Annotated in this window: 20 protein-coding genes; 4 read left to right on the top strand and 16 right to left on the bottom strand. The window is 61.0% G+C overall.

The window, feature by feature from the left end:
• Positions 1-46 precede the first annotated feature (46 nt).
• The 6 genes from J2Z75_RS17785 to J2Z75_RS17760 all read right to left on the bottom strand — a co-directional run bounded on the left by J2Z75_RS17785 (position 47) and on the right by J2Z75_RS17760 (position 10,746).
• Positions 47-1,225 carry an ABC transporter substrate-binding protein gene (locus J2Z75_RS17785; protein ID WP_407692775.1) on the bottom strand — a complete coding sequence of 393 codons (1,179 nt, stop codon included), beginning with the start codon at positions 1,223-1,225 and terminating at the stop codon, positions 47-49.
• Between the two features lie 56 nt (positions 1,226-1,281).
• The gene (locus J2Z75_RS17780; protein WP_209854094.1) at positions 1,282-2,364 is read right to left on the bottom strand and encodes an ABC transporter ATP-binding protein; all 1,083 of its coding nucleotides are present in this window, start codon (positions 2,362-2,364) and stop codon (positions 1,282-1,284) included.
• Position 2,365: 1 nt separating this feature from the next.
• Positions 2,366-4,429, bottom strand: a complete 2,064-nt coding sequence (locus tag J2Z75_RS17775) for a hydantoinase/oxoprolinase family protein (protein WP_209854093.1) — start codon at positions 4,427-4,429, stop codon at positions 2,366-2,368.
• Positions 4,426-6,120, bottom strand: a complete 1,695-nt coding sequence (locus J2Z75_RS17770) for a hydantoinase B/oxoprolinase family protein (RefSeq protein ID WP_209854092.1) — start codon at positions 6,118-6,120, stop codon at positions 4,426-4,428. The genes J2Z75_RS17775 and J2Z75_RS17770 overlap by 4 nt, the downstream gene beginning before the upstream one ends.
• Positions 6,121-6,239: 119 nt before the next feature.
• Positions 6,240-8,810: a LuxR C-terminal-related transcriptional regulator gene (locus tag J2Z75_RS17765; RefSeq protein ID WP_327791268.1), complete on the bottom strand. Its 2,571-nt coding sequence runs from the start codon at positions 8,808-8,810 to the stop codon at positions 6,240-6,242.
• A 313-nt stretch (positions 8,811-9,123) separates the two neighbouring features.
• Positions 9,124-10,746 (bottom strand): ABC-F family ATP-binding cassette domain-containing protein, encoded by a 1,623-nt coding sequence (locus J2Z75_RS17760; RefSeq protein WP_209854090.1) that lies wholly within the window; start codon positions 10,744-10,746, stop codon positions 9,124-9,126.
• A 176-nt stretch (positions 10,747-10,922) separates the two neighbouring features.
• Here J2Z75_RS17760 and pepT point away from each other — a divergent pair, with 176 nt between their 5' ends.
• Entirely contained in the window at positions 10,923-12,155 is a 1,233-nt protein-coding gene (pepT, locus tag J2Z75_RS17755) for a peptidase T (protein WP_209854089.1), read from the top strand.
• On the opposite strand, the gene eglC is transcribed toward pepT, so the two are convergent.
• The 4 genes from eglC to J2Z75_RS17735 form a co-directional block, all read right to left on the bottom strand.
• Positions 12,152-13,543, bottom strand: a complete 1,392-nt coding sequence (eglC, locus tag J2Z75_RS17750) for an endo-1,3-1,4-beta-glycanase EglC (protein ID WP_209854088.1) — start codon at positions 13,541-13,543, stop codon at positions 12,152-12,154. The two genes, pepT and eglC, sit on opposite strands and share 4 nt — an antisense overlap.
• Before the next feature lie 218 nt (positions 13,544-13,761).
• Positions 13,762-14,493 carry a methyltransferase family protein gene (locus J2Z75_RS17745; RefSeq protein WP_234937406.1) on the bottom strand — a complete coding sequence of 244 codons (732 nt, stop codon included), beginning with the start codon at positions 14,491-14,493 and terminating at the stop codon, positions 13,762-13,764.
• Between the two features lie 23 nt (positions 14,494-14,516).
• Complete coding sequence (cmoA, locus tag J2Z75_RS17740) at positions 14,517-15,275, bottom strand: carboxy-S-adenosyl-L-methionine synthase CmoA (protein WP_234937405.1); 759 nt, start codon at positions 15,273-15,275, stop codon at positions 14,517-14,519.
• Positions 15,276-15,437: 162 nt separating this feature from the next.
• Entirely contained in the window at positions 15,438-16,775 is a 1,338-nt protein-coding gene (locus tag J2Z75_RS17735) for an aspartate aminotransferase family protein (RefSeq protein ID WP_209854085.1), read from the bottom strand.
• A gap of 142 nt (positions 16,776-16,917) precedes the next feature.
• Between J2Z75_RS17735 and J2Z75_RS17730 the strand changes: the two genes are divergently transcribed.
• Positions 16,918-17,466 carry a cupin domain-containing protein gene (locus J2Z75_RS17730; RefSeq protein ID WP_209854084.1) on the top strand — a complete coding sequence of 183 codons (549 nt, stop codon included), beginning with the start codon at positions 16,918-16,920 and terminating at the stop codon, positions 17,464-17,466.
• A gap of 15 nt (positions 17,467-17,481) precedes the next feature.
• On the opposite strand, the gene J2Z75_RS17725 is transcribed toward J2Z75_RS17730, so the two are convergent.
• From J2Z75_RS17725 to J2Z75_RS17700, 6 genes are all read right to left on the bottom strand, one after another.
• Entirely contained in the window at positions 17,482-18,696 is a 1,215-nt protein-coding gene (locus J2Z75_RS17725) for an MFS transporter (RefSeq protein WP_209854083.1), read from the bottom strand.
• Positions 18,697-18,773: 77 nt separating this feature from the next.
• Complete coding sequence (locus J2Z75_RS17720) at positions 18,774-20,210, bottom strand: M81 family metallopeptidase (protein ID WP_209854082.1); 1,437 nt, start codon at positions 20,208-20,210, stop codon at positions 18,774-18,776.
• Between the two features lie 8 nt (positions 20,211-20,218).
• Positions 20,219-22,138, bottom strand: coding sequence for a beta-N-acetylhexosaminidase (locus J2Z75_RS17715; RefSeq protein ID WP_209854081.1), 1,920 nt, complete (start codon positions 22,136-22,138; stop codon positions 20,219-20,221).
• 17 nt (positions 22,139-22,155) lie between these two features.
• Positions 22,156-22,932: an SDR family oxidoreductase gene (locus J2Z75_RS17710; protein WP_209854080.1), complete on the bottom strand. Its 777-nt coding sequence runs from the start codon at positions 22,930-22,932 to the stop codon at positions 22,156-22,158.
• Positions 22,933-22,959: 27 nt separating this feature from the next.
• Positions 22,960-23,823, bottom strand: coding sequence for a MurR/RpiR family transcriptional regulator (locus tag J2Z75_RS17705; RefSeq protein WP_209854079.1), 864 nt, complete (start codon positions 23,821-23,823; stop codon positions 22,960-22,962).
• Positions 23,824-23,948: 125 nt separating this feature from the next.
• Complete coding sequence (locus J2Z75_RS17700) at positions 23,949-24,338, bottom strand: RidA family protein (protein WP_209854078.1); 390 nt, start codon at positions 24,336-24,338, stop codon at positions 23,949-23,951.
• Between the two features lie 113 nt (positions 24,339-24,451).
• Here J2Z75_RS17700 and J2Z75_RS17695 point away from each other — a divergent pair, with 113 nt between their 5' ends.
• A complete protein-coding gene (locus J2Z75_RS17695) occupies positions 24,452-24,943 on the top strand; it encodes a hypothetical protein (RefSeq protein ID WP_209854077.1) in 492 nt (163 codons plus the stop codon).
• Positions 24,944-24,967: 24 nt separating this feature from the next.
• Positions 24,968-26,443: a M81 family metallopeptidase gene (locus J2Z75_RS17690; RefSeq protein ID WP_209854076.1), complete on the top strand. Its 1,476-nt coding sequence runs from the start codon at positions 24,968-24,970 to the stop codon at positions 26,441-26,443.
• Position 26,444: the final 1 nt, after the last annotated feature.

The following is a 26,444-nucleotide window of genomic DNA, read 5'->3' as shown; positions in this document are numbered from 1 at the left end:
GGTTTGGCGGCAGCGGCAAGGACATTGCCGCTGCCAGTCATCGGCCTCAAGCGTTGCGCAGCTTCTGCCACCATTCTTCGTAGAGCTGAAAATTATCCGGGCGGGCATTCTGCCAGTAGACCTTGCCGGCAAACTTCGCCTTCACGTGCTCGCCAAGCTTCTCGACGTCATCAGGCTTGTATTCCTCCGGATGGGCCTTGGCATAGACGACATTGTTGTCGGTCGGCACGAGATAGCCGCGCGCCTGACCGAGTTCGCAGCCGTAGAAGCCACCGAGCAGGCCGTTGACGAACGTATGGGCCGTATCCGAAACGCCGCGGTCGCCGGCACCTTTCAGAAGAACCATATTGTTTCCCCAGCCCTCATATCCCTCGACGGGTGCGGCATACTCCACCTGAAGCCCGCGCTTGCGGCCTTCGTAGACAATCGGCTCCCAGCCGGTCATCGCATCGACTTCCTGATCGGCAACAAGTTGGACGCCCTGCTCCCAGCCGTTCCAGAAGGTGCGGAACTGACCGTCGGACTTGTGCTTGATCAGGAATTCCATGACCAGGCCGAGTTCGGATTCCGACAGATTGCCGGGATCGGCAATCGGCTGGTTTTCGCTTTCCTTGAGATACATCGCGGTAAAGATGGCGCTGTTGATCCAGGCATCCTCCATTGCCACGCGGCCCTTCAGCTTCGGGTCGAAGATCGCACCGTAGCTGTCGATCTTGCCGAGCTTGTCGGGCCGGTAGATGATCGAGTCGGCATTGACGACGGCCGGAATGCCGTATTGCTTGCCATCATGCTTGAGATAGGGGATGTCCTTCGCCCATTGCCAGACGCTGTCGTAATTCGGGATCTTGGCAACGTCCCATGGAATGATAACGCCCTGGCGCGCCAGCTCCTTCTCGGCACCGCCCTGAAAGCCGCCGATGTCGAAGAGATCGTTGGCATTCCCGGCGGCGAGACGCGCGATCACCGGACCGAGGTCGTTGCCGTTGTCGGTGAACTCCGGCGTAACGCCATTCTGCGTGGCGAACTCCTGCCATTTGTCGCCGATATCCAACGTCGCCGTCGCCCAGAAGGCGACGCTTGCGGCATCCTGCGCGGCAAGGCGCGGGGCAAAGCTCAAGCCGCCGGCAGAGAGCGCGATGCCGCCCGCCCCCATCAGCTTGAGAAAATCACGCCGCTGCACATTGCTGTGCTGCCGGGGTAGAAACGGTCTGTTCTGCTTGCTCATTGTCATTCCCCTTTTTGGTACTTGGCACGCGTTGTCATTTCTTCGCCGCCGGATCATCAGGCCGGCGGTAATCCCGCGCTGGAAATCAGCACCGCTGCGTCCGGCTTGAGGCCGACGGAAACCTGCTGTCCGGCAGAAAGCTGTCCGATATCCGCGTCCGCCTCGATGGCAATCACCAGCGTCTGGCCATCCGAAAAGGCAAGCTTCAGATCCCGGTGCAGCCCGCGGAACGTCGTTCCGACAACCATCAACGTCAGCGCGGGTGGCATGCCTTGCGGGGCCAGAAACAAGCGATCCGGGCGGATGGCGACAACGCTGGCAGCCAGGTCGGCAGGACCTTCCACGCGCACGGGCAGCGTCTGGCCGGCAATGGTCGCTTCCGCATGATTGCCGGTTGCGACAATCCTCTCCGGCCGCAGCAGCGTGTCGATACCGACAAAACGGGCGACAAAGGCATTGGCAGGAGCCTCGAAGAAGCGGGCGGGCGCATCCACCTGCTCGATCCGCCCCCTGTGCATGACGGCCATACGATCCGACAGGCTCAGTGCCTCGTCCTGATTGTGGGTGACGAGGATGAAGGTGGCGCCGGTGCGCTTGTGCAGTCGTCCGAATTCATCGCGCATCTGCTGGCGCAGGCGTTCGTCGAGACCGGTCAGCGGTTCGTCAAGCAGCAGAATGCCCGGCTCCATCACCAGGGCGCGGGCAAGCGCCACGCGCTGCCGCTGGCCGCCCGATAAAAGGTTGACGTCGCGCTGGCCGAAGCCCGAGAGTTCGACGAGATCCAGCGCACCGCTGATCCTGGTCTCGAGCGTGGAACCCGATAGACCTCTTAGCCGTAAACCGTAGCCGACGTTCTGAGCTACGCTCATATGTGGAAACAAGGCAAGGCTCTGGAATACCGTATTGACCGGCCGCCTGTTGGCCGGGAGATTGCCGACATCCTTGCCGTCGAAGGCGACACGACCGGACGTCTGTCTGTCGAAGCCACCGATCAGCTTCAGAAGCGAACTTTTCCCGCATCCCGACGATCCAAGCAGGGTGAAGAACTCACCCGCCCTGATGTCGAGCGTCACGTCATCCAGCGCCTTGACCGGTCCATATTCCCGACTGACACGATCGATCTGGATCGATATCGCCATATCACCCCGCCTTAACGCTGTTTTCGCGGATGATCAGAATACCGGTATTCGTCACTTCAAGCACCTGATTTTCCTGAACGAGCGTGGTTGCCGTCGCCTCCTCCACAATCATCGGTCCCTCGATCGATTGGCCAGGCCCGAGCAGGCAGCGCTCATAGACGGGGCATGATAGCCAACCAAGGCTCGCACCGAAATAGACGTCTCGGTGGCCCGTCAAGGCTGCATCGACACTGCGGTCGGTTCCCGGCAGTTTCGGCAATGTGATTACCGGACCGTTTAGCACCGCCTCCAGATGCAGCGTGGTGATCTCAATCCCCGCGTCAAGCAGCCGGAACGAATAGGCGCGCTCATGGTTTGCGTGAAAGCGCTCCGCAAAACTCTGGACATCATCCTCGCGACTATACTGGGCAAAGACGCCATGTTCCTGCCCACGGTAACGGGCTTCAATCTGATATGTGAAGCGGATATCGGCATCCTGCCCCTTGGCAAAATAGGCGATGGCTTCGGCTTCGAGCCCGTCGAAGCGGGCGGACAATTCCGTCAGCGCGTCCGCTGTCAGCGCCGAAAACCAGGTGCCGCGAAAATCGGCGCGCGGCTCCGCGGCCAACATGCCCCAGGCGGAAAAGATGCCTGGATGCGGCGGGATGACTGTCGCCTTGACGCTCAAGTCCCGTCCCAGGCGCGTGGCCAGCGCAGGCCCGGCACCGCCGCTGACGACGAAAACCGCATCGCGTGGATCGTGGCCACGCTGTACCGTCACCAGTTTCAAGGCATTGATCATGCTGGCATGGGCGATGTCGATAATGGCGATCGCCGCATCCTCTATGCTCATGCCGAGCGGGGTGGCGACGGACGCGATTGCATCCGCCGCCTTCTGCCTGTCCAGATGCATGCTGCCGCCGGCAAACGTGGCGGGGTCGAAAATACCGATAGCGAGGATGGCATCCGACAGCGTCGGTTTCTTGCCGCCAAGCCCATAGCAGGCGGGGCCGGGGGTGGAACCAGCACTTTCCGGACCGACACGCAACGCGCCCCGATCGTCGAGCCGGGCGATCGAACCACCGCCGGAGCCAATCTCGACGATATCCACCACCGGCACCTGCACGGGATGGCCGGGCCGGATGCGGGTATGTTCCAGCTTGTAGTCGACATTCAGGGTCGGGCGCCCGCCGTGGATCAGCGAACATTTGGCGGTGGTGCCACCGACATCCAGCGACAGGACCTCACTCTCGCCAATCGCGTCACCGATCCGGGCCGCGCCGGCAACGCCACCGGCCGGCCCCGATTCCACCAGTGTCAGCGGGCTGCCCACCGCCTGATCGAAGGTCGAGATACCGCCGTTGGACTGCATCGCGTAATAGGGGCATGTGAGGCCGCGCTTCATCAGAGCTTCTTCCAGCCGCTCGAAATAGTGCTGGATGATCGGCTGGACATAGGCGTTGAGCACCACCGTGTTGGTGCGCTCGTATTCGCGCCACTGCCGCGATACCGCGTGGCTCGCACAAACCGTAACCTCGGGAAGCGCATCGGCGAGAATGCCTGCGCAGAGAATTTCATGTTCGGGATTGGCGTAGCTGTGCAGGAAGAGGACCGCGATGGCCTCGATCCCTTCCGCCTTGCAGCGGGCAATGATCGGCCTCAGATCGTCAAGCTCCAGAGGCAGGATGACCTTGCCCGAAGCGTCAAGCCGCTCGCGCACCTCAAAGCGCAGGTCCCGGGGAACGAAAGGTTCGGGGCTGTGGAACTGCAGATTATAGAGATCAGGGCGATTGCCCCGGCCGATTTCAAGCACGTCACGAAAGCCTGCGGTGGTTACCAGCGCCGTGCGCACGCCCTTGCGTTCGGTGATGGCATTGATGACCGTGGTTCCACCATGGGCAAAGAAGGTAACGTCCCTCGTTCGAAGCCCGCACGCCTCTTCCGCCGAGGCAATGGCATTGAGTACGCCCCTGGATTGATTTCGCACCGTCGTCAGGCTTTTTGCGGTAAACAGTTCGCCGCTGCTCTCATCATAACCGACAAGATCGGTAAATGTGCCTCCGACATCGGTTGCCAGCCTGATCATCCTGAAACCTCCCTGTTGTATCCGTAAACACTCAAGGCCTGCGCCTCGGTCAGAAAGCCATTGCGTAAGTCCTGTTCGACCAAGAGAGGCTCGCGCTTGCGGGCATCGCCCCATCCGCCGCCACCGCCGGTAATCACGCGGAGAACATCGCCCTTGTTCAGATCTATATGGGCGACACGGCCATAGGTTCGAAGTTCTCCACCCTGTGTCGGTGCGATCTGCAATGCATTCACGGTTCCCTGCCCGCCGCCATCCATGCCCCAGGGCTGTGTTACCGTGCGCCCGAAACTGCCATAGGCGGAGGCGTCCTCGCTGAGGATCTCGTATTCTCGCACAATACCGAAGCCGCCGCGCCGGCGGCCGGCGCCCGTACCACCCTCGATGTTGAAGCCGTAGCGCTTGACCCTCAGCGGAAACCGCGCCTCGATCACTTCGACCGAATAATTGTAGGTATCGCCATCTGTCAGCGCGATCAGCGCGTCGGCGCCGTCCCGATCCTCACTCGCTCCCCAACCGCCGTGCTGCGGCTCGATGTGGATGAACGGCCGACCGCTCAGATCCTTGCCGGAAATATAGACCACGCAGAGGCTGGAATAGGACCCGGCGGAAAAGCGCGATGGCATCAGCGGCGCCAGAGCTTTCCAGACCAGTTCGGATGCATGCACGGACCCCTCGTAGTACCAACCGGTCGGCGAAGGTTTTTCGGCGGTGAAGATTGTGCCTGCCGGAGCGATGACGGTGAGCGGACGGAACCAGCCTTCGTTGGAAGGATCCTGGGGGCCGACCATCGCCTTGACGATTGTCTTGACCGCCGACTGCAATGCGCCGCGGGAGCAATTGATCGGCCCGGCAACAGCCGGCGGACAGCCGGTGAAATCGACTGTGATGCTGTCGCCGGCAATGGTCACCACCACATTGACGGGAATCGGCACAGAGCTGACGCCGTCACCGTCGATGACGTCGGTCGCCGTGTAGCGCCCATCGGGAAGCGCGGCAATCGCCGTACGGCTGCGCATCTCGCTTGCGCTCAGAAGATTGGCGAAAGCGGCCCGAACGACCCCTGCCCCGTATTTGACGGAGAGTTCTGCCATCCGGCGCGCCGCAACCCGCACTGTTGCCACCTGCGCGTTGAGGTCACCGAGAGCGATTTCGGGCAGACGGACATTCTCGCCGATGATGTGCAGAATTTCATCGTAGAAGACATCGGCACGGACGATCTTGACCCCCGGCAGGCGCAGGCCCTCCTGGAACACCGACGTGGCATCCGGAGCAAGGCTTCCCGGTACGGACCCGCCGACATCAAGGTAATGGGCGACATTGATCGCATAGCCGAGGATTTTATCATCGACGAACAGAGGCTTTACGACGGCGAAATCGCAGGCATGCGTGCCGCCCGCATAGGGATCGTTGGACAACAGGATGTCGCCATCAGCAAGATTGCCTGTAAATTTTTTGATGAGCGCCTTCACCTGCACGCCGAAAGTGCCGGTAAACAGCGTGATACCGTTCATCTGGGCGACCAGTTCGCCATCGGCGGTCAGAAGACCGCAGGCGAAATCGAGTACTTCGTAGATGACCGGGCTCATGCTGGTGCGAGCCATGACGATGCCCATCTCATCGACGGTCGCCATCAGCTTACCTTCGATGATCTCCTGCGTCACGGTGTCGACAGGATTTTGCCAGGCGGTCATAATTCGTCACCCTCAGTATTCTTGTCGAGGGCAGACTAAGCGCGTTCGGCAAAGGCAGGTAGCCTACCAGATGGGTAGGCCGTTCCTTGCCAATCCCACCCATTTGGGTGGGGGTCGAGCTAGGACAGAGTGCCGATATCGCGTCCCGCCATCACAGCTGCCGTCCGTGTCGTTACGTTCAGCTTGGCAAAAATATTGCGCAGGTGAAATTTGACCGTGTTGTCGCTCAGGTTCAGCTTGCGGCCGATTTCCTTGTTGCTGAGCCCCGCGCTCAGGAGAAGCATCACGCCGCGCTCGCGTTCGGTCAGGCCGCCGGTCTCCGGCAATGAGGAGGATAGGCCTTCGGCAGCGCCGCGCGCTGGCAGCCCGGCATCAAGGGCACGGAAAAGCCGTTGCGTCACCACGCCGGGCATTTCCAGGGATACGGTCAGTTTGCGGAGCTGATCTGCGAATTCCGTCCCTTCGACCTGCAGGATTGCCCGGTAGTCGGCAACCGGCAACGACAGCAGCAGATCGGAAAGCGCGGCCGCGGCCGCCTGCTGCTCGTCTTCCGCCAAAAGCAGGCGGATATCCATGAAGCCGAGTTCGATGCGGCGGGGCACATGCGGCTTCTGGGCCTGCCGCGTCATAAGGTGCCGAAAGACAGCGCGAGCGCGCACGGTTTCGCCCAGTGCCGCATAGATCCGGGTCCACAAAAGGGCCGGCACACAACCGCGCAGGTTGACGGCCAGATTGTTGGCTCCATCGGAATTGGCGTTCTGCACATTGAAACCGGAGACTTCAGCGTATCGTATTGCCTCCTCGACGTCTCCCGACGCGATCAGAAGCGTCGCCCGTTCACCGTCGATCAGCCGCGTCAGCCGGTCGAAACCCCTGCGCCGGGCCGCCGCGCGGGTGCTGTCGATTGCTGCGTGGGCCGCCATCACATCACCATTCAGCCGAAACACCCGCTGCTGCGCCATGAAACCGGCGGCAAGCAGATCAAACCAGGTATCGTGCCGTTCCAGATGCGGGAGTGCCCAGGACAGGGCGGAGGACGCCGCCTCTTGCTCGCCGCTCATGGAAAGAACTTCGCTCTGCAGCACCTGACCGACGGCGTCGAGATCACTCCCCTCGCCGATATTGGACTGCGCTTCGGCAATCAGGTTGCGATAGGAGTCTGCGGCGCTGGCGCTGTCGCCGCTGAAAAATGCTGCCTGGCCGATATGGGTATAAAGGTGCATGGCGCCAAAGTCCGCACCGCCATCGCGAAAGGCCCGCATGGCAAGCTGCCCGTAGTGCAAGGCTCGTTCGAGGTCGGTTCGGATGAGAAAATTATAGGACAGCATATTCAGCGCCAGTGCGCGATGGATCAGCTCCATATCGCTATCCTGGGACAGATCGGCCTCCAGTGCCGAAAGATCCGCCGCTGTCGCCCAGCGGTCGGTGTAGAGCGACATGAGGACACGGACAACCCGCAAGTCCCGCGACAGTTTCTCCCCGGTGGCGCCACGTTCGGCGATTGCCAGATAATGGTTGGCTGCGTCCAGCTGACCCGCCTTGGCGCTGACCACTGAAAGCCCGAGCGTCGTCAGGGGGAAGTCGGAAAGGTTGATCTCTGCAGCCCTGGCGATCAGCGTCTGAAACAGCAGGGTGCCGCCGCGCGTGGTCGCATAGACCCGCCGCCATCCGCCGGCGGCCTCTATGATCTCTGCGGCCAGCTCTGCGTCGCCGGCAAGCAAGGCGTGCCTTACGGCCGCGTCGCAGTCGTTGCGTGCCGCGAACCAGCGCGCGGCTTTTCTCAACATTTGGCCGGTTTCAATACCGACGCGTTCCGCCTCCTCCTTCAGGAAGCTGTTGAACACGGGATGGTAACGGATCCACGTCCCCTGGCCATCGAGAACGGCGATCGGCAGCGCATAGTCCCCAAGTTGGCTGAAGAGCGCGCCCGCACCCGACTGGCTGCAGACGGCCGTGACGAGAGCCCGGCTGACGGCGGGAAGTGCTGCCGTTTCGGTCAGGAGATGGCGTATGTCCTCGGGCAGGCTGGAGAATACCTGCTCGGAGAGATAACGCCCCATCTCGGCATTGCTGCCGTCGAATGAGGAAAGTATGGCGCCGCTTTCGATGTTGTCGTTGACGAGGACCCGGACCATCTGGAGCGCGACCGCCCAGCCTTCGGTACGCTGATTCAGTTCGCCCACCTGCTCGGGTGTGAGTTTCGCAGCCCTGCCGGCGAAAAACTCCTGCGCCTCCGTATCGGAAAAGCTGAGATCGGTAACGCCGATCTGCCTGAGCTCATTGTTGAGACGCAAGGTCGAGGTCGGAAATCGCGGCGAACTGCGTGAAATCAGAACGAACTTCACATGGCTAAGATCGCTTGCCGCCAAAAGCTTCGCCAGAAGTGATTCAGTCCCGTCTGTCTGGGCGAAATGGTAATCGTCGAGGAAAAGCGTAACCGGCGTTTCTATACGGCGCAGGCGCGTCACAAGAACAGAAAGAAGCGCTGCAACCGGCATGCTGCTGGCGTCGAGCCCTCGTGCCTCGTCCGGGAGCAAATGCTGGAAGGATTCCAGCAGCGCCAGAAGAAAATGGCCCTGGTCGCAGTCGTCGTGCTCAAGCGGAACCCAAACCGGGCTGCCGCCCTGGTCTTTCAGAAGATTGTACCACTGAGCGCCGAGCGAGGTCTTTCCATAGCCGGCGGGCGCCACGATGGTTGTCAGGCGCCGAGGCCCTGAATGCTGCAGTTGCAGCAGAAGGCTGTGGCGCCTGATATGCTGTTGTCCGCTAGCCGGCGGCTGAAATCGGGTTTGATTGCTGACCATTCCCTATGATTGCGGCGAGCAAACCAGTTTGCAAGTTAGACATTGTGCCATAACCGCCAAAAGGGCACGAACGCAGCCTTGTCATAGAGCTTCGATACCAATCTATTTCCCCCGCTGGCCGTGGCGGTGAGGTCAAAACCGGGGTTCGTTGGCTTTCGCCTTCGTCACCGACTGCCCGGCAAACACTCGCCACTTTGCCTCAGCTCCGCAGACCCGGCGCTTCATGGCCGGTGCGCGCCACATATTCCGTGTAGCCACCGCCATATTCGTGAATGCCGTCAGGCGTCAGTTCCAGCACCCGATTCGACAGCGCGCCGAGGAAATGCCGGTCGTGCGAGACGAAAAGCATCGTGCCCTCGTATTCGGACAGGGCCTTGATCAGCATTTCCTTGGTGTCGAGGTCCAGGTGGTTGGTCGGCTCGTCGAGCACCAGAAGATTGGGCGGGTCGAACAACATGATCGCCATGACCAGCCGCGCCTTCTCGCCACCGGACAGCACCCGGCACCGCTTTTCGACATCATCACCGGAAAAGCCGAAGCAGCCTGCCAGAGACCGCAGCGGGCCTTGACCGGCACGCGGGAATTCATGTTCCAGCGTCTCGAACACGGTGCGCTCGCCGTCCAGAAGATCCATGGCGTGCTGGGCGAAATAACCCATCTTGACGCTGGCGCCGAGCGCGACGGTTCCCTTGTCCGGCTCGGTCGAGCCGGTCACCAGCTTCAACAGCGTGGATTTTCCGGCGCCGTTGATGCCCATGATGCACCAGCGCTCCTTGCGCCGCACCATGAAGTCCAGCCCCTCATAGATGCTGCGGCTGCCATAGCTCTTGTGCACGTTCTTCAGGTTGATCACATCCTCTCCGGAGCGCGGCGCCGGTTGGAATTCGAACGCGACGACCTGACGGCGCTTCGGCGGTTCGACCCGTTCGATCTTGTCCAGCTTCTTCACGCGGCTTTGCACCTGGGCCGCATGCGAGGCGCGCGCCTTGAAGCGCTCGATGAACTTGATTTCCTTGGCGAGCATCGCCTGCTGCCGCTCGAATTGCGCCAGCTGGTGCTTCTCGTTCAGCGCTCGCTGCTGCTCGTAGAATTCGTAGTCGCCCGAATAGGTCGTCAGCCCGCCGCCGTCGATCTCGATCAGCTTGGTGACGATGCGGTTCATGAACTCGCGGTCGTGCGAGGTCATCAGAAGCGCGCCCTCGTAGCCTTTCAGGAATTCCTCCAGCCAGATCAAGCTTTCCAGATCCAGATGGTTGCTCGGCTCGTCGAGCAGCATGACATCGGGGCGCATGAGCAGAATGCGGGCGAGCGCCACGCGCATCTTCCAGCCGCCCGACAGCTTGCCGACATCGCCGTCCATCATCTCTTCGCTAAAACTCAGGCCCGCCAGCACTTCGCGCGCACGTCCGTCGAGCGCATAGCCGTCCAGTTCTTCATAGCGCGCCTGAACTTCGCCGTAGCGCTCGATGATGGCATCCATCTCGTCCAGCCGGTCGGGATCGACCATGGCCGACTCAAGCTCGTGCAATTCGGCGGCAACGATGCTCACCGGGCCTGCACCGTCCATGACTTCGGCGACCGCGCTGCGCCCTTCCATCTCGCCCACATCCTGATTGAAGTAGCCGATGGTGACGCCCTTCTCCACCGCCACCTGTCCTTCGTCGGGCTGCTCCTCGCCGGTGATCATCCGGAAGACGGTCGTCTTGCCCGCGCCGTTCGGGCCGACAAGACCGATCTTCTCGCCCTTGTTGAGCGCGGCGGAAGCCTCGATGAAGAGAATGCGATGGCTCAGCTGCTTGCTGATATTTTCGATACGGATCATGTTGCGGTGCCCAAGAATGTTGCGGCGCCCTTATGCCACGTGTCTTGCGGAATGTCGCAGGTTTTCCGCGTTCTGATCTACGGCTTTTTGAATGGCCTTTTTCTCTGAAGAGTCTTCACGGCGCCACCTGTGAAGCCTACAGAAAGTCACTTGATGCACATGGAATGGAGCAAGCCATGCCTGACACCGTTACCGACCGCTTCCTTCGCTACGTCGTGATCGACACCCAGTCGGATCCTAAATCGGCGACACAACCCTCGACCGAAAAGCAGAAGAATCTCGGCCGCCTGCTGGTCGAGGAATTGCTGGCGATCGGGCTTTTGGATGCGCATCTCGACGAGTACGGCTACATCTACGCGACCATTCCATCCAATGTCGATAAGCCGGTACCTGTCATCTGCTTCTGCTCGCACATGGATACGGCGCCCGATTTCACCGGAACGAACGTCAAGCCGCAGATGATCCGCGCCTATGCCGGCGGCGACATCCAGCTTTGGGGCGATTCGCAGCAGATCATCCGCGTTTCAGACAATCCGGCGCTGCGCGACCAGATCGGCAACGACATCATCACCACCGATGGCACGACATTGCTCGGCGCCGACGACAAGGCCGGCCTTGCCGAGATCATGACAGCCGCGCAATTCCTAGTCGACAATCCGGACATCAAACACGGGACGATCAAAATCCTCTTTACCGTGGACGAGGAGGTCGGACGCGGGGTCGACAAGGTCGATCTGAGGAAACTCGGTGCCCAGTTTGCCTATACCATGGACGGTGAAACGGCCGGCCATATCGAGGATGAAACATTTTCGGCCGATGGCGTCGACATCACCATCCAGGGTGTTGCCATTCATCCGGGTTTTGCCAAGGGTAAGATGGAGAATGCGATCAAGATCGCCGGCGCCATCATCGACCGGCTGCCGAAACACATTGCGCCCGAAACGACGTCCGGCAAGGAGGGCTTCATTCACCCCACGGGCGTGACCGGCTCGATGGAAAAAGCGACAATCAGCCTGATCGTCCGAGACTTCGATGACGAGGGTCTTGACGCCAAGGAGGCCATGATCGAGGCGATCGTGCAGGATGTCATGCCGGACTATCCCGGTTCCTCCTACACATTCGAGGTCAAGCAGCAGTATCGCAACATGAAGGTGGTCCTCGATCGCCACCCGGAGATCATGGAAAACGCCGTCGAGGCCATCCGGCGCGCGGGCATGGAGCCGGTGCGCGGCAGCATTCGTGGCGGCACCGATGGTTCGCGCCTGTCGTTCATGGGCCTGCCCTGCCCCAACATCTTCGCCGGCGGCCATGCTTTCCACTCGCCGCTCGAATGGATCAGCCGGCAGGACATGGAAAAGGCCGTCCAGACCATCGTCGAACTCGCGAAGGTCTGGGAAGAGCGCAGTTAGGCGAGATCGTCCAGCGTATAGGCCCGGATATAGTCGATCTTCATCTCCGAACCATCCGGCAGCCCATCGGTCGGCGTGCCGGCCATGCCGCCGACAGCGAGATTGACCAGCATGTACATCGGTTCATGCATGTCGGAGGGCGTATCGGCACGGGCTACGGCCACATCGTCGATGTACCAGACGATCTCGTCCTCCTGCCACAGGACGCCGTAGGTATGGAAGCCTTCGGTATCGGAGACGCTGACAGCCGAGGAAACCGAGGTCTGCGATCCGGTTTCGTTCGAATGAACGGTCACATGCACGGTGTTCGGGTCCTGGCCGCGCATCTCCACGACGTCCAGCTCCGGCGGCCAGGAGCCGTCCTCCGGAAGCAGCCAGAAAGCCGGCCATACGCCTTTGTCGTCCGGCATATCGGCGCGGATTTCGAAATAGCCGTAGGTCTGCGCAAAGGACGCATGCGTCGTCAGCATGCCGGAGGTGTAGTCATATCCGTCAACCTCGGCGCTGATCGAGGCGGGCGTCTGCTCAGCAGTGATCGTCAGCACGCCGTTATCAATTGAAAATGGATTGGCGGCCGCGGTCGGCGCATAGAGCGGATTGACGTACCACTGAAGTTCGCCGTTTCCCGACAGGGTGGCGCCCTTGTCCGGCGCCCACCAGTATTTTGCCTCCCACACGCCGCCCGTCCCATTGACCAGCTGAAGTGTGTTGAAATTATCATTGAACGTCTGCGTCAGAGCCGAGCGGTCCAGACTCAGCTCGAACTGGCTGGCATTCAGATCCGTGATGGCCTTGTCGGCAAAGACCAGGCTTTCCCCGTCGCCGAGGTCGAGCCGGAGATTTGCACCCTCCTGCGTGATATTGTCGAGAAGCTGATCGAAGGATGTCAGCGAGTAATCGTTCAGCCGGACGATATCGGCCGACGCAAAATCGGTGATCAGGTCGCTGCCGTTGCCCTTGGTGAAAATGAACGTATCCGCGCCGGCACCGCCAATGAGCACATCATTGCCATCACCGCCATCCAGCGTCTGCCGCCCGGAGGCGCCCTTGATGATGTTGTCGGCGGAATTTCCAAAGGCATAGCGCAGATCGCCGGTGACGGTAAGGTTCTCGAAATTTTCCGGGAGGGTGTAGCTCATCCAGGTGCTGATGGTGTCGATGCCCTGGCCGGCGGCCTCGGAGGCCCGGTTGATCGCCGAATAGAGGTAATAGATGTCGTCGCCCGTCCCGCCGATCATCGTCACGTTCACGGCGCTATCGCCCCACATGGAATCGTTGCCCGCCGTCCCGTACAAAGTCGGACCGGAGCCGGTCGCCGAGAAAAATCCGGTCGAACTGTCGCTGTAAAACAGGGTTTCCCCTAGGGCGTTCAGAACCGTTTTGCGCATGGCTGTCTCCTGTCGGCGATGCTGATGACAGCCGACGGCGACCATTGCGAATAAATAAATGGCAGCTCGGCTGCGCCCAGACTATCGTGGCGCAGCATTTTCCCAATCAAGGATCGCGATTGATTGCGGTAAACCGTTGGAGGCCGTTAACGCGGCGATAAGCGATCCCCGTTTTGGGTCAACTGTCCCCGGCTATGGGGCTGCCGAGCCTCGCCGCTTCAAGCCAACTTGCTCTCGCTGAAAACACCGCGTTTCTTGAGCCCGCTGACAAGCGCGGTGGCGACGCCCGTGAGAGCGATCAGCGCGACGAGAATAGACAGATACCGAACGTTGGTCGGACCGGCTGCCGCCGCATGCTCGTAAATCTTCGCCAGCAGCAAGGTGATCAGCGTCGCGGATGCAGTGGAGTAATCCTTGGCGATGACGCGCTTGCCATTGAAGGCCATACCGTCCGTGGCTTGTGAGAATTTGCCGAAGCGTGGGATCCAGCGCGGGACATCGGCGCAATAGGCCTTGTATCCTTCGCCGAACTTGTCTTCGAGAAATGCTTCTTCCGCATAGACGATGCATTGATACATGAAGCAGAACAGCAGGATGCCGGTGACCATCACGACCGGTTCGCCATGAATGATGAAGAGGGCTGAATAGATCAGCACATTTCCGACGTATAGCGGATTGCGGCAGATGCTGAACATGCCTTCGGTGACGAGATTCTTGGCGTAGACCTTTTTATTCAGACCACCACGCTGGATATAGGCATATCCGATCACTGTCGCACGGAACAGGAGGCCCAAAAAGACAATGAACCAAGCGGCGATCTCAACCGCATATTCAAGCGTTGTGCTGCCAAATATTTCTGTCGCGGGGGGTGCGGAAAGAAACAGCGCAACGATGATCAGCGGGAAGACCTGGTTTCGATACCGGAATAGGAAGTTTCCGATGGATATCATCAAGGATTTCATTTTTTTCTCGATTATTTGACAGCGATGATTCCGCAGAAATTGTACCAGCGGAAAAATATCTCGACATGCCGGAACCCTGTTTCCTTGAGAAGCAGGACGTTCTCTTCAAGGCGATAGGGAATAAGGACATTTTCCAGCGCTTCGCGTTTCTTGGAAATCTCGATCTCCGAATAGCCGTTACGGCGCTTGAAATCGTAGTAATGCTGAATGAACAGGCGGTTGAACGTGGTGTCCTCACTCGTCAATTTTTCGATCAGCAGCAGGCAACCCTGATCGTTGAGGCCCGAATAGATCGTCTTCATCATCCGCTCGCGATAGAGTGGGCGGATGAACTGCAAGGTGAGCAGCATCGTGACGACGCTGGCATTCTCCATGTAGAAGCCTTTGTGCAAATCGGCGGTCTGCAACTCTATCAGCCGTTGCGTGCCGGTCTGGGCGATCTTCTCGCGTGCTTTTTCCAGCATGTCGGGCGCGTTGTCGACGCCAACGAACCTGACGCTGGGATCGAGGATCGGGTCGAGTGTCAGAAGCGTCGTCGCGGTCGAGCAGCCGATATCATAGAGGCTGGTATTGGGCTTGGCGAAATCCTGCGCCAGTTCGCAGACCATACGCTGCATTTCTTCGTAATGCGGCACCGAGCGGCTGACCATGTCGTCGAAGACGTCGGCGACCTTTGCATTGAAGGAAAAATCTCCGACAGGCGGTTCGTCCTGGCTGAAGACTGTGTCCTTGCGTTCCGTCTGGAGGACGATGTTCAGTGCCTTGTTCATCATTCGCTTTCCCTGAGTGCTCTCGCATTCGCTCACAAAACGCAGCCGAAGCTGACAGAGACCTGAACGTGATGCCTGGTAGGGATAGCGGAAGTGGAGGAACCGGCGAGCAATCGGGGAAGGTGCCCGGAAAAGGATCCGGGCACCTAGGGGAAATTCTGGCTACCGCGCCCGCTTCAAAGCATCGCCCAGGATCGAGACAATGTCGTCGATATGGGATTTCTCCGCGATCAGCGGCGGCGAGAAGGCGATAATGTCGCCGGTCACACGAATGAGAAGGCCGCGCTCGAAACAATCGACGAAGACGTCGTAGGCGCGCGCGCCGGGAGCGCCATCGCGTGGCGTGAGTTCGATACCGGCGATGAGCCCGATCGTCCGGATATCGCTGACATTGGGAAGCCCCTTGAGGGAATGCATCGCCTCGTGCCAGTCATCCTGCAGGTCCGCCGCCCGCGTCAGCAAGCCTTCGTCGCGGTAGATATCGAGCGTCGCGATGCCGGCCGCACAGGCTGCCGGGTGACCGGAATAGGTGTAGCCGTGGAAAAGTTCGATCTGACCTTCCGGCCCGTGCATCAACGCATCATGCACCTTGCGGCTGGCAAACACCGCTCCCATCGGGATCGCGCCGTTGGTGAGCCCCTTTGCCGTGGTCACCAGATCGGGCGTCACGCCGAAATAGTCGGTGGCGAATGAGGCGCCGAGGCGACCGAAGCCGGTGATGACCTCGTCGAAAATCAACAGGATGCCATGGGCGGTGCAGATCTTGCGCAGCCGCTCAAGATAGCCTTTCGGCGGAATGAGCACACCGGTCGAGCCGGCGACGGGTTCGACGATGCAGGCCGCGATGGTTTCGGCACCATGCAAGGCAACCAGCCTTTCGAGGTCGTCGGCGAGTTCGGCACCATGCTCCGGCTGCCCCTTCACGAACGCATTCTTGGCGGGATCATGAGTATGGCGCAGATGGTCCGTGCCGGGAAGCTGCGGAAAGACCCGGCGGTTGTTGACGAGACCACCAACCGAAATGCCGCCGAAGCCGACGCCGTGATAGCCGCGCTCCCGGCCGATCAGCCGTGTGCGCGTACCCTGCCCGATTGAGCGCTGGTAGGCGACGGCGATCTTGAGGGCCGTATCGACGGATTCCGAACCGGAGCCAGTGAAGAAGACGCGGTCGAGTTTTCCGTCCGGACCGCCCGGCGCGATCTCCGCCAGCCGCTCGGCGAAATCGAAGGCGATCGGATGCCCCATCTGGAAGGAGGGGGCGAAATCCAGCGTGGTCAACTGGCGCTCGACCGCGGCGGCGATCTGGCGGCGGCCGTGACCGGCATTGACACACCAGAGGCCTGCCGTTCCGTCGAGGATCCTGCGCCCGTCGACACTCGTATAATGCATGCCCTCGGCCGAGGCCAGCAGGCGCGGTGCCGCCTTGAATTGCCGATTGGCGGTAAACGGCATCCAGTAGCTGTCGAGTACCGGGGTGTTCTGTCTGCTGTGCTGGTTCATGACGACCTCCTGTGAAGCCGCGATGACGCCATGATTTCATATGGCTAAACAAGTCCTTTTCTTATGATCCACAAGGCATTGAAAAAGCATGGCATGATCTTTAATAGTTTCGATATTTCGAACATGCGAAACGGGACAATCCATGTCGGTCGATATCGGAAACCGATTGCGCCATCTGCGCATCCTCAACAACCTGTCGCAACGGGAGCTGGCCAAGCGGGCGGGCGTGACGAATTCGACGATCTCGCTGATCGAGTCCAATTCTTCCAATCCATCTGTCGGCGCGCTGAAGCGCATCCTTGACGGCATCCCCATCGGGCTTGCGGAGTTTTTCGCATTCGAGCCGGAGCGCCCGAAGAAGGCCTTCTATCAGGCAGACGAACTGGTCGAAATCGGCAAGGGACCGATTTCCTACCGGCAGATCGGCGACAGCCTGTTTGGCCGGAGTCTCCAGATTCTCAAGGAATGTTATCAACCCGGTGCCGATACAGGCAAAGTGCCGCTCGTTCACGATGGGGAAGAAGGCGGGATCGTCCTGTCCGGGCGGCTCGAAGTCACCGTCGATGATGAGCGCCGAATCCTTGGACCCGGCGATGCCTATTATTTCGAAAGCCGCCGCCCCCACCGATTCCGTTGTGTCGGCCCCGTGGCGTGCGAAATCATCAGCGCCTGCACGCCGCCGACATTTTGAGAGATCGGCATGCGGTTACTGCAGGTGCTTCCGTCTTGCCCCACCCCCGTCGAGATAGAGCAACACGGCAAAACCCAGTATGCCCGCAAGCGCGCCGAGCAGTGACGTGCCCGAATAGTCGCTGAAACGAGTCCCGAGCGCGAACAGGACGGCGCTAAGCCCGCCGCTCAAAAACAGGTTGACCGAGATGAGCGAACTGCCAAGACCGGGGCGGTCGGCGATGAGGTCCTGGATATAGGTTATCGGAATGCTGATCAGTGCCGCGGCGGCAAAAGCGCTGAGCGGAGTCAGCGCATAGATATGCCAGGGCGCGGAGGAAAAACCCAGCAAAGCGAGGTAGACCGCGTAAAGCGCCGCACCGGCTGCAAGCGCCGTCACCGGGTGCATGTGGAGCTGGATACGTGCCCATAGGAAGATGAACACGACTTCGAGAAACGCGACGATGCCGACGACGAGGCCGATATCGGTGACCGTGCCGCCGGCAGCCCCCGTTATGATCAGCGGCTGCACCGCTGCGTTGACATGCAGCGTCGAGGTAATCAGCGAAACGGCCATCAGTCGGGCGAACACACGTGGTGAAAGAACTTCGGCGAAAGACGCGAGATAGGAATGGCGATGGCTTTTTGCCGGAGGCGGCCCCTCGGCGGCCGGCAACTTGAAGAAGACCAGCGCCAGATTGACGATACAGCCGAGGCAGGCGAGCAGATAGGCCGGCAGCATGCTGCCGCGTCCGACGAGTACCAGTGCTACGAGGCCGGGCACCAGCACCCAGGCGACCGAAATTGCGGCACGCACGCCGGAATTGATCGCCGCCGCATCACGTCCGCCCTCGGCATTGGCAATGGCGCGGACATTGGCAAACAAAAGCGATGTCATCGAATTGTAGACCGGCAGCATGATCAGCGTGCAGAAGACGAAGCTGGCCGGTACCGGCACGGCATAGACCAGGCCATATCCGAAAATCCCGAATGTCATGACGGTCATCAGCAATATCCGGTAATTGCCGATGCGGTCGGCGAGAACGCCGACCCAGAGACTGACGATCACGTTGACGGCGGCGGCGGCAAAAATCAGGATCGAATAAAAGCCGTCACTCAGGCCCAGCTCGGTGATGCCGATCACCGATTGATAGGGCGATGTCGCAGCGCCCGTGAAGCCGAACAGAAAGATCGCGATCATACTCAGCCGAACCACGGGGTGGCGGAAGGCGATCAACAGCGTGGACGTCATGACAGGGCACCGGAAGGGAGATCAAATGCCGTCCGGAAGTGCCGGACGGGGATTGCAGATGCTGAACGCCAGACCGGTCACTCCTGCCAGCGCGCCGACAGCTTCGCTTGCGGCGTATAGTCGAAATCGCGATCGAAAGGATAGGCCGGTCTTGTCCTGCGGTTGCTCGCAAGATTGGCGATATCCTGATTGACGACGCCGTCGGTCAGCGCCATCAGGTTCGGATTGGCGATCGGCGCCAGCTCCGGCGACAGATAACCCGATTTTACTACCAGCAGCCGGACGGCCTTCGGATCGAGACCCAACCGCCGGAAGTCTTCGATATTGTGGTAAGGGCGGCGGCGGGCAGCGAGCACGATCTCGATTCCGCCAGTGCGGATGACGGCCTGACGGTCGGCCGCAGCACTCGGATCATCAAGGCGCAGGACGACTGCCGTGACATCCGCAGCGGTGCTTGCCGGATCGAGGCTGCCGCCGATGCGAAGCTTAACCGATGCGCCCTCTCCGGCAGCAAAACAGGCTTCGACGGCGGGCGGGTCGGTGATGCCAGCCAGCAGAGCCCCCTGCCAGTCGCGGGCAAGGAGCGCACGCAGCACATCGGCGCGGTCGCCGACGCCGCCACCGGTCGGATTGTCGGCGGAATCGGCCAAAATGACCGGGGACGTGGTCGCTTTCTCGGCGATATCGAGCATCTCTTCCAGCAGCCCCGTGACCGGGCCAAAACCGAAGTTTTCGCGCGCATTCCAATATTGCAGCGCGATCGCCTCGGCCGCTTCCCGCGCGGCGGCCTTGTCCGAGCCGGTGACGACGGCGCAGGCCGTGGCCCGCGGCTCGTCAGCCCAGACATAGCCGATCATCAGGTTGGCATCGAGGATGCCCGGCCGCGCGTCGAAGGCCGGCAGACCGAGATAGATCGATTTCGCCGGTTCATCCTCCGTCGAGGTGCATTCGCCGGGCAGCAGGATCGGCACCTTGGCCCAGGCGACGCCCGGACGAGTGCCGGTCCGCAGCGTCTCGACCAGCATCGACCAGGCCCGCACCATGGTCTCGCGCACATCGATGTGCGGCGCCGTTCGATAGGCTGCGAAAATATCGAGCTGATCGATGATCCTCTGGCTGACATTGCCGTGCAGGTCGTAGCTCGCAGCAACCGGGCAATCCGGCCCGACGACGGCGCGGGCGGCAGAGATCCAGTCGCCCTCGGCATCGTCCATGCCTTCGACATTGACCGCGCCATGCATGGCCAGATAAAGACCGTCGATCGGCAAAGCCGCCTTCAGCTTTTCAAGGAACTCTGCCTTGAACGTCCCATAGGCCTGGCGTGACACCGGGCCGCCCGGCACGGCGCGGGCATGGAGCAAGGGCACGTGTTCGATCCCGTCCGCATCGAGGAAGCTGAAATAGTCGGCCCCGAGAAGATCGGCATCGCGAAGCACGCGAAAATCCTCGACCGCCATCATGACGGGCGAATAGGTGCTGCATTCTGTATGAATTCCGCCGACGGCAATGCGCATGATTTTCCTCACAGTTTCGGGCTGAGGCCGACGATTGCCGCAAAGCGCAGCCAGTTCTTTTCACTCTTGGGCGTCCAGGCCGCCTCGGCAATGGCCGGCAGGCGCGGGAAGACCAGGCGGTTGAAATAGCCGCGCGACAGGAAATGCTCGGACCAGATGCAGGCCTGCACGCCCTTCAGCCGATGCTTCAATTCCTCCGGAAAATCACCCTCGGCCTCGTAAGCATAGGTATGGGCGGGCGGCACGGTGCCGGCCCAGCTCGCGCCGGGTTCCTGCCATTCCTCTCCCTGAACCATGTCCAGATAGTAGGCCTGGCCCGGCGTCATCACCACCTCGTAACCTTCGCGCGCAAGCTCGATACCGACTTCAGGGCTCTGCCAGGCCATCAGCAACGTGCCATCGGTATCGACGCCGCCGCCATGGGCAACCTCGTTCCAGCCCGCAAGCTTCTTGCCGCGCGTGGTCAGCATCGCCTTTATCTGCTTCAGGAAATAGGACTGCAGCCCGAACGTCCCGGAGATGCCTTCCTGCTCCATCAACTTGCGGGCCATCGGCGAGGCAAGCCAGGATCCGTCTGCGACCTCATCGCCGCCGATATGGATATAGGAGGACGGAAAAAGCGCGACCATTTCATCGAGGACCTTTTCCAGAAACGCGTAGGTGAACGGCACGGCCGGATTGAGCGCGTTGTTGGCATAGCCCTGAACGGAGTGATAGCTCTCCGGTGCCTCCTGGCCGTCCGAAAGATCCCGCAGCGCCACGAGCGTGGCCGCGTTGTGGCCGGGAATATCGATCTCCGGCACGATTTCGACATTCAGCGCCGATGCGTGCCCGACGATCGCACGAACATCATCCTGGGTATAGAAGCCGCCAACCGGGTCAGCGCCGTTGCCGAGCTGCGGCAGAAGCGGACCGTCGGGGCTTCGAAGAACGCCGACCGTGGTCAGTTCAGGATAGGCCTTGATCTCCAGCCGCCAGGCCTCGTCATCGGTCAGGTGCCAGTGGAAGATGTTGAGCTTGAACCAGGCAAGGATATCGACCAGCCGGACAACATCGGCGACCGGGTAGAATTGCCGGGAAACGTCCAGATGGCAGCCCCGCCAGCTATAGCGCGGCGCGTCGGAGATCGTGCCCCCGACCGGAAACCGGAATTTCTCGGGCGCGCGGCGGGCACCGTTCAGCAGTTGCGCGAGCGCCGTTAGTCCGTATTGACGGCCGGCAGTGCCACCGAAGCTCAGGCGGACATCATCCGCCGAAAAGGACAGCGCATAGGCTTCCGGCGCCAGTGTCGCATCCTGCTTCAGGTGCAGCACCCTGCCCTGGCTGTTCGGCATCAGGCTGAGCGGTGCATGGTCGGCTTCAAACAGCCGGCGGAAGAGCGCAATCACCGTGTCGATCGCCCTGAGATCCTCCATCGACGCGCCGGAGGCCGGATAGAGGCAGACCGGGAAACCGTCGCCGGGTTCCGCATTGATCTGCCGAGGCCACGGCTGCAGCGCAAACGGCAGATCGAGTTTGCCCTCCGGCAAAAGCGCCGGCGGTGGTCCGCTGACCCGGCCCTCAAGCAGGAGGTCCGAGACCGCAACCGGCAGATGGCGGCCATCGGAGAGTGTCAGATAGGCGGATTTCGCACCGTCGGTGCAATGCACGGCCTTGCGGTGCAGGCCACTGACGGTGAAGGTCCAGGTCGCACCGGGCACGAGCGAGAAACCCGCGGGCGGAGCAAATTCGTGATAATTGGCGTCCCGCTTGACGAAGACCGCGTTTTCACAGGCCTCCCGGTCGATAACCCGCGTCAGCGACGTATAGACAATGGTGAAACCCTCGATCGGCGCGTCCGACAGGTTGAACAGCGCGAAGGTGAAGCGGCCATGCGGGCCGCCGTCCGGTTGCCACGTGCTTTCCAGACGATAAGATGCCGATTGCATGTCTGTTCCTTTTATTTCTAGTAGTCGTCGGATTGGGAGAAGGTGCGGGCAAGTTCCGCCTGACCGGCCGTCAGGCCGCAATCGACCGGCAGGCAGGCGCCAGTGATGGCGGCTGCCAGCGGGCTGGCGAGGAAGCCGACGGCATTGGCCACATCCTCCGGATTGGCGATCCGTTGCAGCGGATACCAGCGCCGGGCGTCCTCGAACACATTCGGATTGGCGGCCGCGCGGTCTTCCCACGCCTGGGTGCGCACCGTCCCCGGTGAGACGGCATTGGCGCGGATGCCGAATTTTCCATACTCCACCGCGATCAGTTTCGTCAGATGCAGCAGGCCGGCCTTGGCGGCGCTATAGGCCGGGTGGCCGAAAACGTTGGTACCGTTGACCGATGCGATGTTGACCACCGAGCCCTTGGTCTGCTTCAGAGCATCCTCGACCGCGCGGAAGCAGAGGAAGGCCGCCTCCAGATTGAGAATGCTGTCCATCCGCCAGATTTCCGGCGTCGTCTCCTGCAGGCTGACGGCGCGTGCAGCCCCGGCATTGTTGACGAGGGTGCGAACCACGCCAAGTGCCGCCGCTCGTGCCGCCATGTCGGCAACGTTTGCCGGATCGGTAATATCGCAGGCGAGAGCAATAAACTTGCCGGGATTGCCGAGGCTCACCGCGGCCTTTTCAACAGCCGCGCCATCAAGATCCGGCATCAGCACGATATCGTGGTCTTCTGCCAGACGGCGGGCGATGGCGCGACCGATCTCGCCTGCGGCCCCCGTTACGATCGCAACAGATGATGTCATGCCGGTTCCTTTCTGGTCATGCCCGCGTCAATCTCCCAGAAGCTGGCGGTCGTCGCCGTCGCGGTGGGCGACAAGCTGCTGTTTGATGCGGCGCAGCGTTACCGCCGCCTGCGGCTGGATGTGATAGGCGACGAGGCTGGCGAGAATATCGACGAGTGCGAGATAGGCGATGCGCGTCGAAGTCGGGCGGTAGATATTGCTGCCTTCAGGCAGATCGACCGCCACGGTGATATCGGCCGCGCGCGCGACCGGGCTACCGCTCTGCGTCAGCGCAATGGTCGTCACCTTATGGTCGCGCGCAAGTGTGAAGGACCGCACCAGTTCGGCATTGCGGCCGGAAAACGAGGAGCCGATCACGACGTCGCCGGGCCTGGCGGCAGCCGCCATCATCAACTGCATGCTGTGGTCGGAGCTTGCGGTGATGCGCAGCCCCAGACGAAAGAGACGGTTCTGCAACTCGCTGGCGATCATCGAGGAATTGCCGCCGGAACCGAACGCATAGATCATCTCCGCTCCTGCGAGCTTTTCGGTAGCCTGCTCGATCGCTGCGAGGTCAAGGCTGCGATGCAGCATGAAGAGCGCGTTCTGCGCCTTCGAGATGATGTCCTGCGCCACGTCGGCCGGTTCCCGGCTCTTCGGCTCCGGCTTCAAATAACGCATGCCGACATAGGCGGTGCGCGCAAGTTGCACCTTGAAGTCGGAAAAGCTATCGCAGCCGAGCCGCCGGCAAAAGCGCGTGACGGTTGGCGGCGACACATCGGCCTTGCCGGCAAGCTCGATGATCGAGGCATTCACGGCGAATTCGAAATCGGTCAGCAGGATTTCGGCGATGCGGCTTTCGGCCTGCGAAAGCTTCGCCTTTTCTTCCTGAAGCGTGGAGAAAATATCCATCAGAGAACACCTTTAACGAGATCGGCAGGCTGCCTTGAGGAGGCCTCCTGAAACCGCTGCAATGCTGCGATCCGGCACACGATTCTCACTCGATGTCCACCCCGTTCCCGGCAGCGTTTTGCGCGCTACGCGTCTTTTCCCTTATAGGCGATGCAATCGATCTCAACCTTGCAATCGACCATCATCGACGCCTGCACGCAGGCGCGCGCCGGCGGATGCTGGCCGAAATAATCCTGATAGATCTTGTTGAAAGTCCAGAAGTCGCGCGGATCATCAAGCCAGACGCCAACGCGGACGATATGCTCGACGCCGTAGTCGGCTTCCCTGAGAATCGCCAGCAGATTGCCGATCGTTCTATGCGTCTGGGGAATGATCCCCCCTTCGATGATTTCGCCGTTTTCCATGGCAACCTGGCCGGATACATGCAGCCAGCCGTTCGCCTCTACCGCGCGGGCAAACGGAAGCGGCTTGCCGCCCGCGCCGACCTGTTCGGCTCCGTAACGTTTGATGGACATTGTCTCGTCTTTGCAAATTATTTTCTTGATCCGTTGACAAGTGACCATAGAAAGCGGAATTTGACCAGAGAAAAACGTCATTTATGAAAAGAATTTCAATACAGGGAGCAAACGTGCGCGATCCTTTCCGCAATCCGTTTCCATCTTCCGACGCAGCCCGCCACGCAATCTGGCAAATGCTGGTCGAGCGCGACATCGATGCTTTCCTCACCGCCGACTGGTCCAAGGTCGCCGGCGATTTCGTCGAAGACGGCTTCATCGGCATTGATGGCAAACGCGAGGCGAGCCCCGACAAATGGCGCCTTGCCTTCCCGTCGCTGACGGCCTATCGCGACGAGTGGCTGCGCCAGGCGGAAGATTTCGCCAAGCAGTCCTTCGCCGAGGATCCGCGCAACGCCATTTTCACGACGACGACGCTCGAAGATATCGAGATCGAAGGTGACATGGCGCTTGCCCGCAAGAAGTTTGACGGCAGCCTGAAAAAGTCGGATGGCAGCGTCGATCTCCTCAAGTGGCAGACACTCTATTATTGCCGCCTGCATGAGGGGCAATGGAAAATATGCGGCTTCACCGGCTATCTGCCCAATCCGATGGGCGAGGCCTGAGCGGGCAAGCAAAAGGCAACGGCATTGCGCATCTTCACCGCCGCTCTGGCGACCGAAACGAATACGTTTTCCCCGATCTGCGTCGATCGCCGCGCCTTCGAGGCCTCGCTCTACGCACCGCCGGGCGAGCACCCGGAAACGCCGACCCTGTGTTCCGCGCCGATCACGGTCGGCCGGCGGCTGGCGGCTGAGCATGGCTTCACCCTGATCGAAGGGACCGCCGCCTGGGCGGATCCGGCCGGCCTCGTCAATCGCCTGACCTATGAAGGCCTGCGCGACGAGATTCTGGACCAGCTGCACGCAGCGCTTCCGGTGGACGCCGTCGTGCTTGGTCTTCATGGCGCCATGGTTGCCGATGGCTACGAAGATACCGAGGGCGATTTTCTTGCCCGCGTCCGCGACATCGTCGGCCCCGACATTCTCGTTTGCGCCGAACTCGACCCGCATAGCCATCTGACGGCCAAACGCCTGGCAGCGGCGGACTTCTTCGTCTATTTCAAGGAATTCCCGCATACCGACTTCGTCGACCGCGCCGAGGACCTCTGGCGCATTGCGCTCGACACGCTCGCCGGCCGGATCAAGCCGGTGATGTCCGTTTTCGATTGCCGGATGATCGACGTCTACCCCACCTCACGCGATCCGATGCGCTCTTTCGTCGACAAGATCATGCGGATGGAAGCGGAAGACCCGGACATTCTCTCCATTTCCGTGGTCCATGGCTTCATGGCGGGCGACGTGCCGGAGATGGGGACGAAAATGGTCGTTCTCACCGACGGGAAGCCGGGAAAAGGCGCCGTTCTCGCGCGCGAACTCGGGCTTGAGCTCTTCGCCAAGCGCGGCACATTCATCATGCCGCAGATCGATGAGCAGGAGGCCGTCTCCCGTGCGCTTGCAGCGACCAGTGGACCGGTGGTGATCGCCGACGTCTGGGACAATCCCGGCGGTGGCACGGCAGGCGATGCGACGGTGCTGCTCGCGGAGCTGCTGGCCCGGGGCGCAAAGGATACCGCGGTCGGCACGATCTGGGATCCGATGGCCGTGCAGATCTGCATGGCGGCCGGCGAAGGCGCCGAAATCGGGCTGCGCTTCGGCGCAAAATCGGGGCCTGGAACCGGCAACCCGATCGACGGCATCGTTCAGATCGTCAAGCTGGTCCGCAATGCCGAAATGCGCTTCGGAGAAAGCTACGCGCCTTTTGGCGACGCCGCGCATATCCGTCTCCAAGGCATCGACATCATCCTGAACTCGACCCGCGCGCAGAGTTTCGACCCTAGCCTGTTCTCCGTGATGGGCATCGACCCGACATCGAAGAAGATATTGGTGATCAAGTCGACCAATCACTTCTACGCGTCCTTCGCGCCGATCGCCTCGGAAATTCTCTATTGCTCCGCCGGCACGCCCTATCCGAACAATCCGGCCCGTACGGCCTACCGCCGGGCGCCGCGCGATATCTGGCCTATGGTGGAGAACCCGCACGGTACGGAACGGGGAGCGGCGTGAG

Origin of the sequence: Rhizobium herbae, from assembly GCF_017873135.1 — a bacterium.
GTDB classification, from domain to species: domain Bacteria; phylum Pseudomonadota; class Alphaproteobacteria; order Rhizobiales; family Rhizobiaceae; genus Pararhizobium; species Pararhizobium herbae.
The sequence above is the reverse complement of the archived record's forward strand: the minus strand, read 5'-3'. Positions and strand labels throughout refer to the sequence as shown.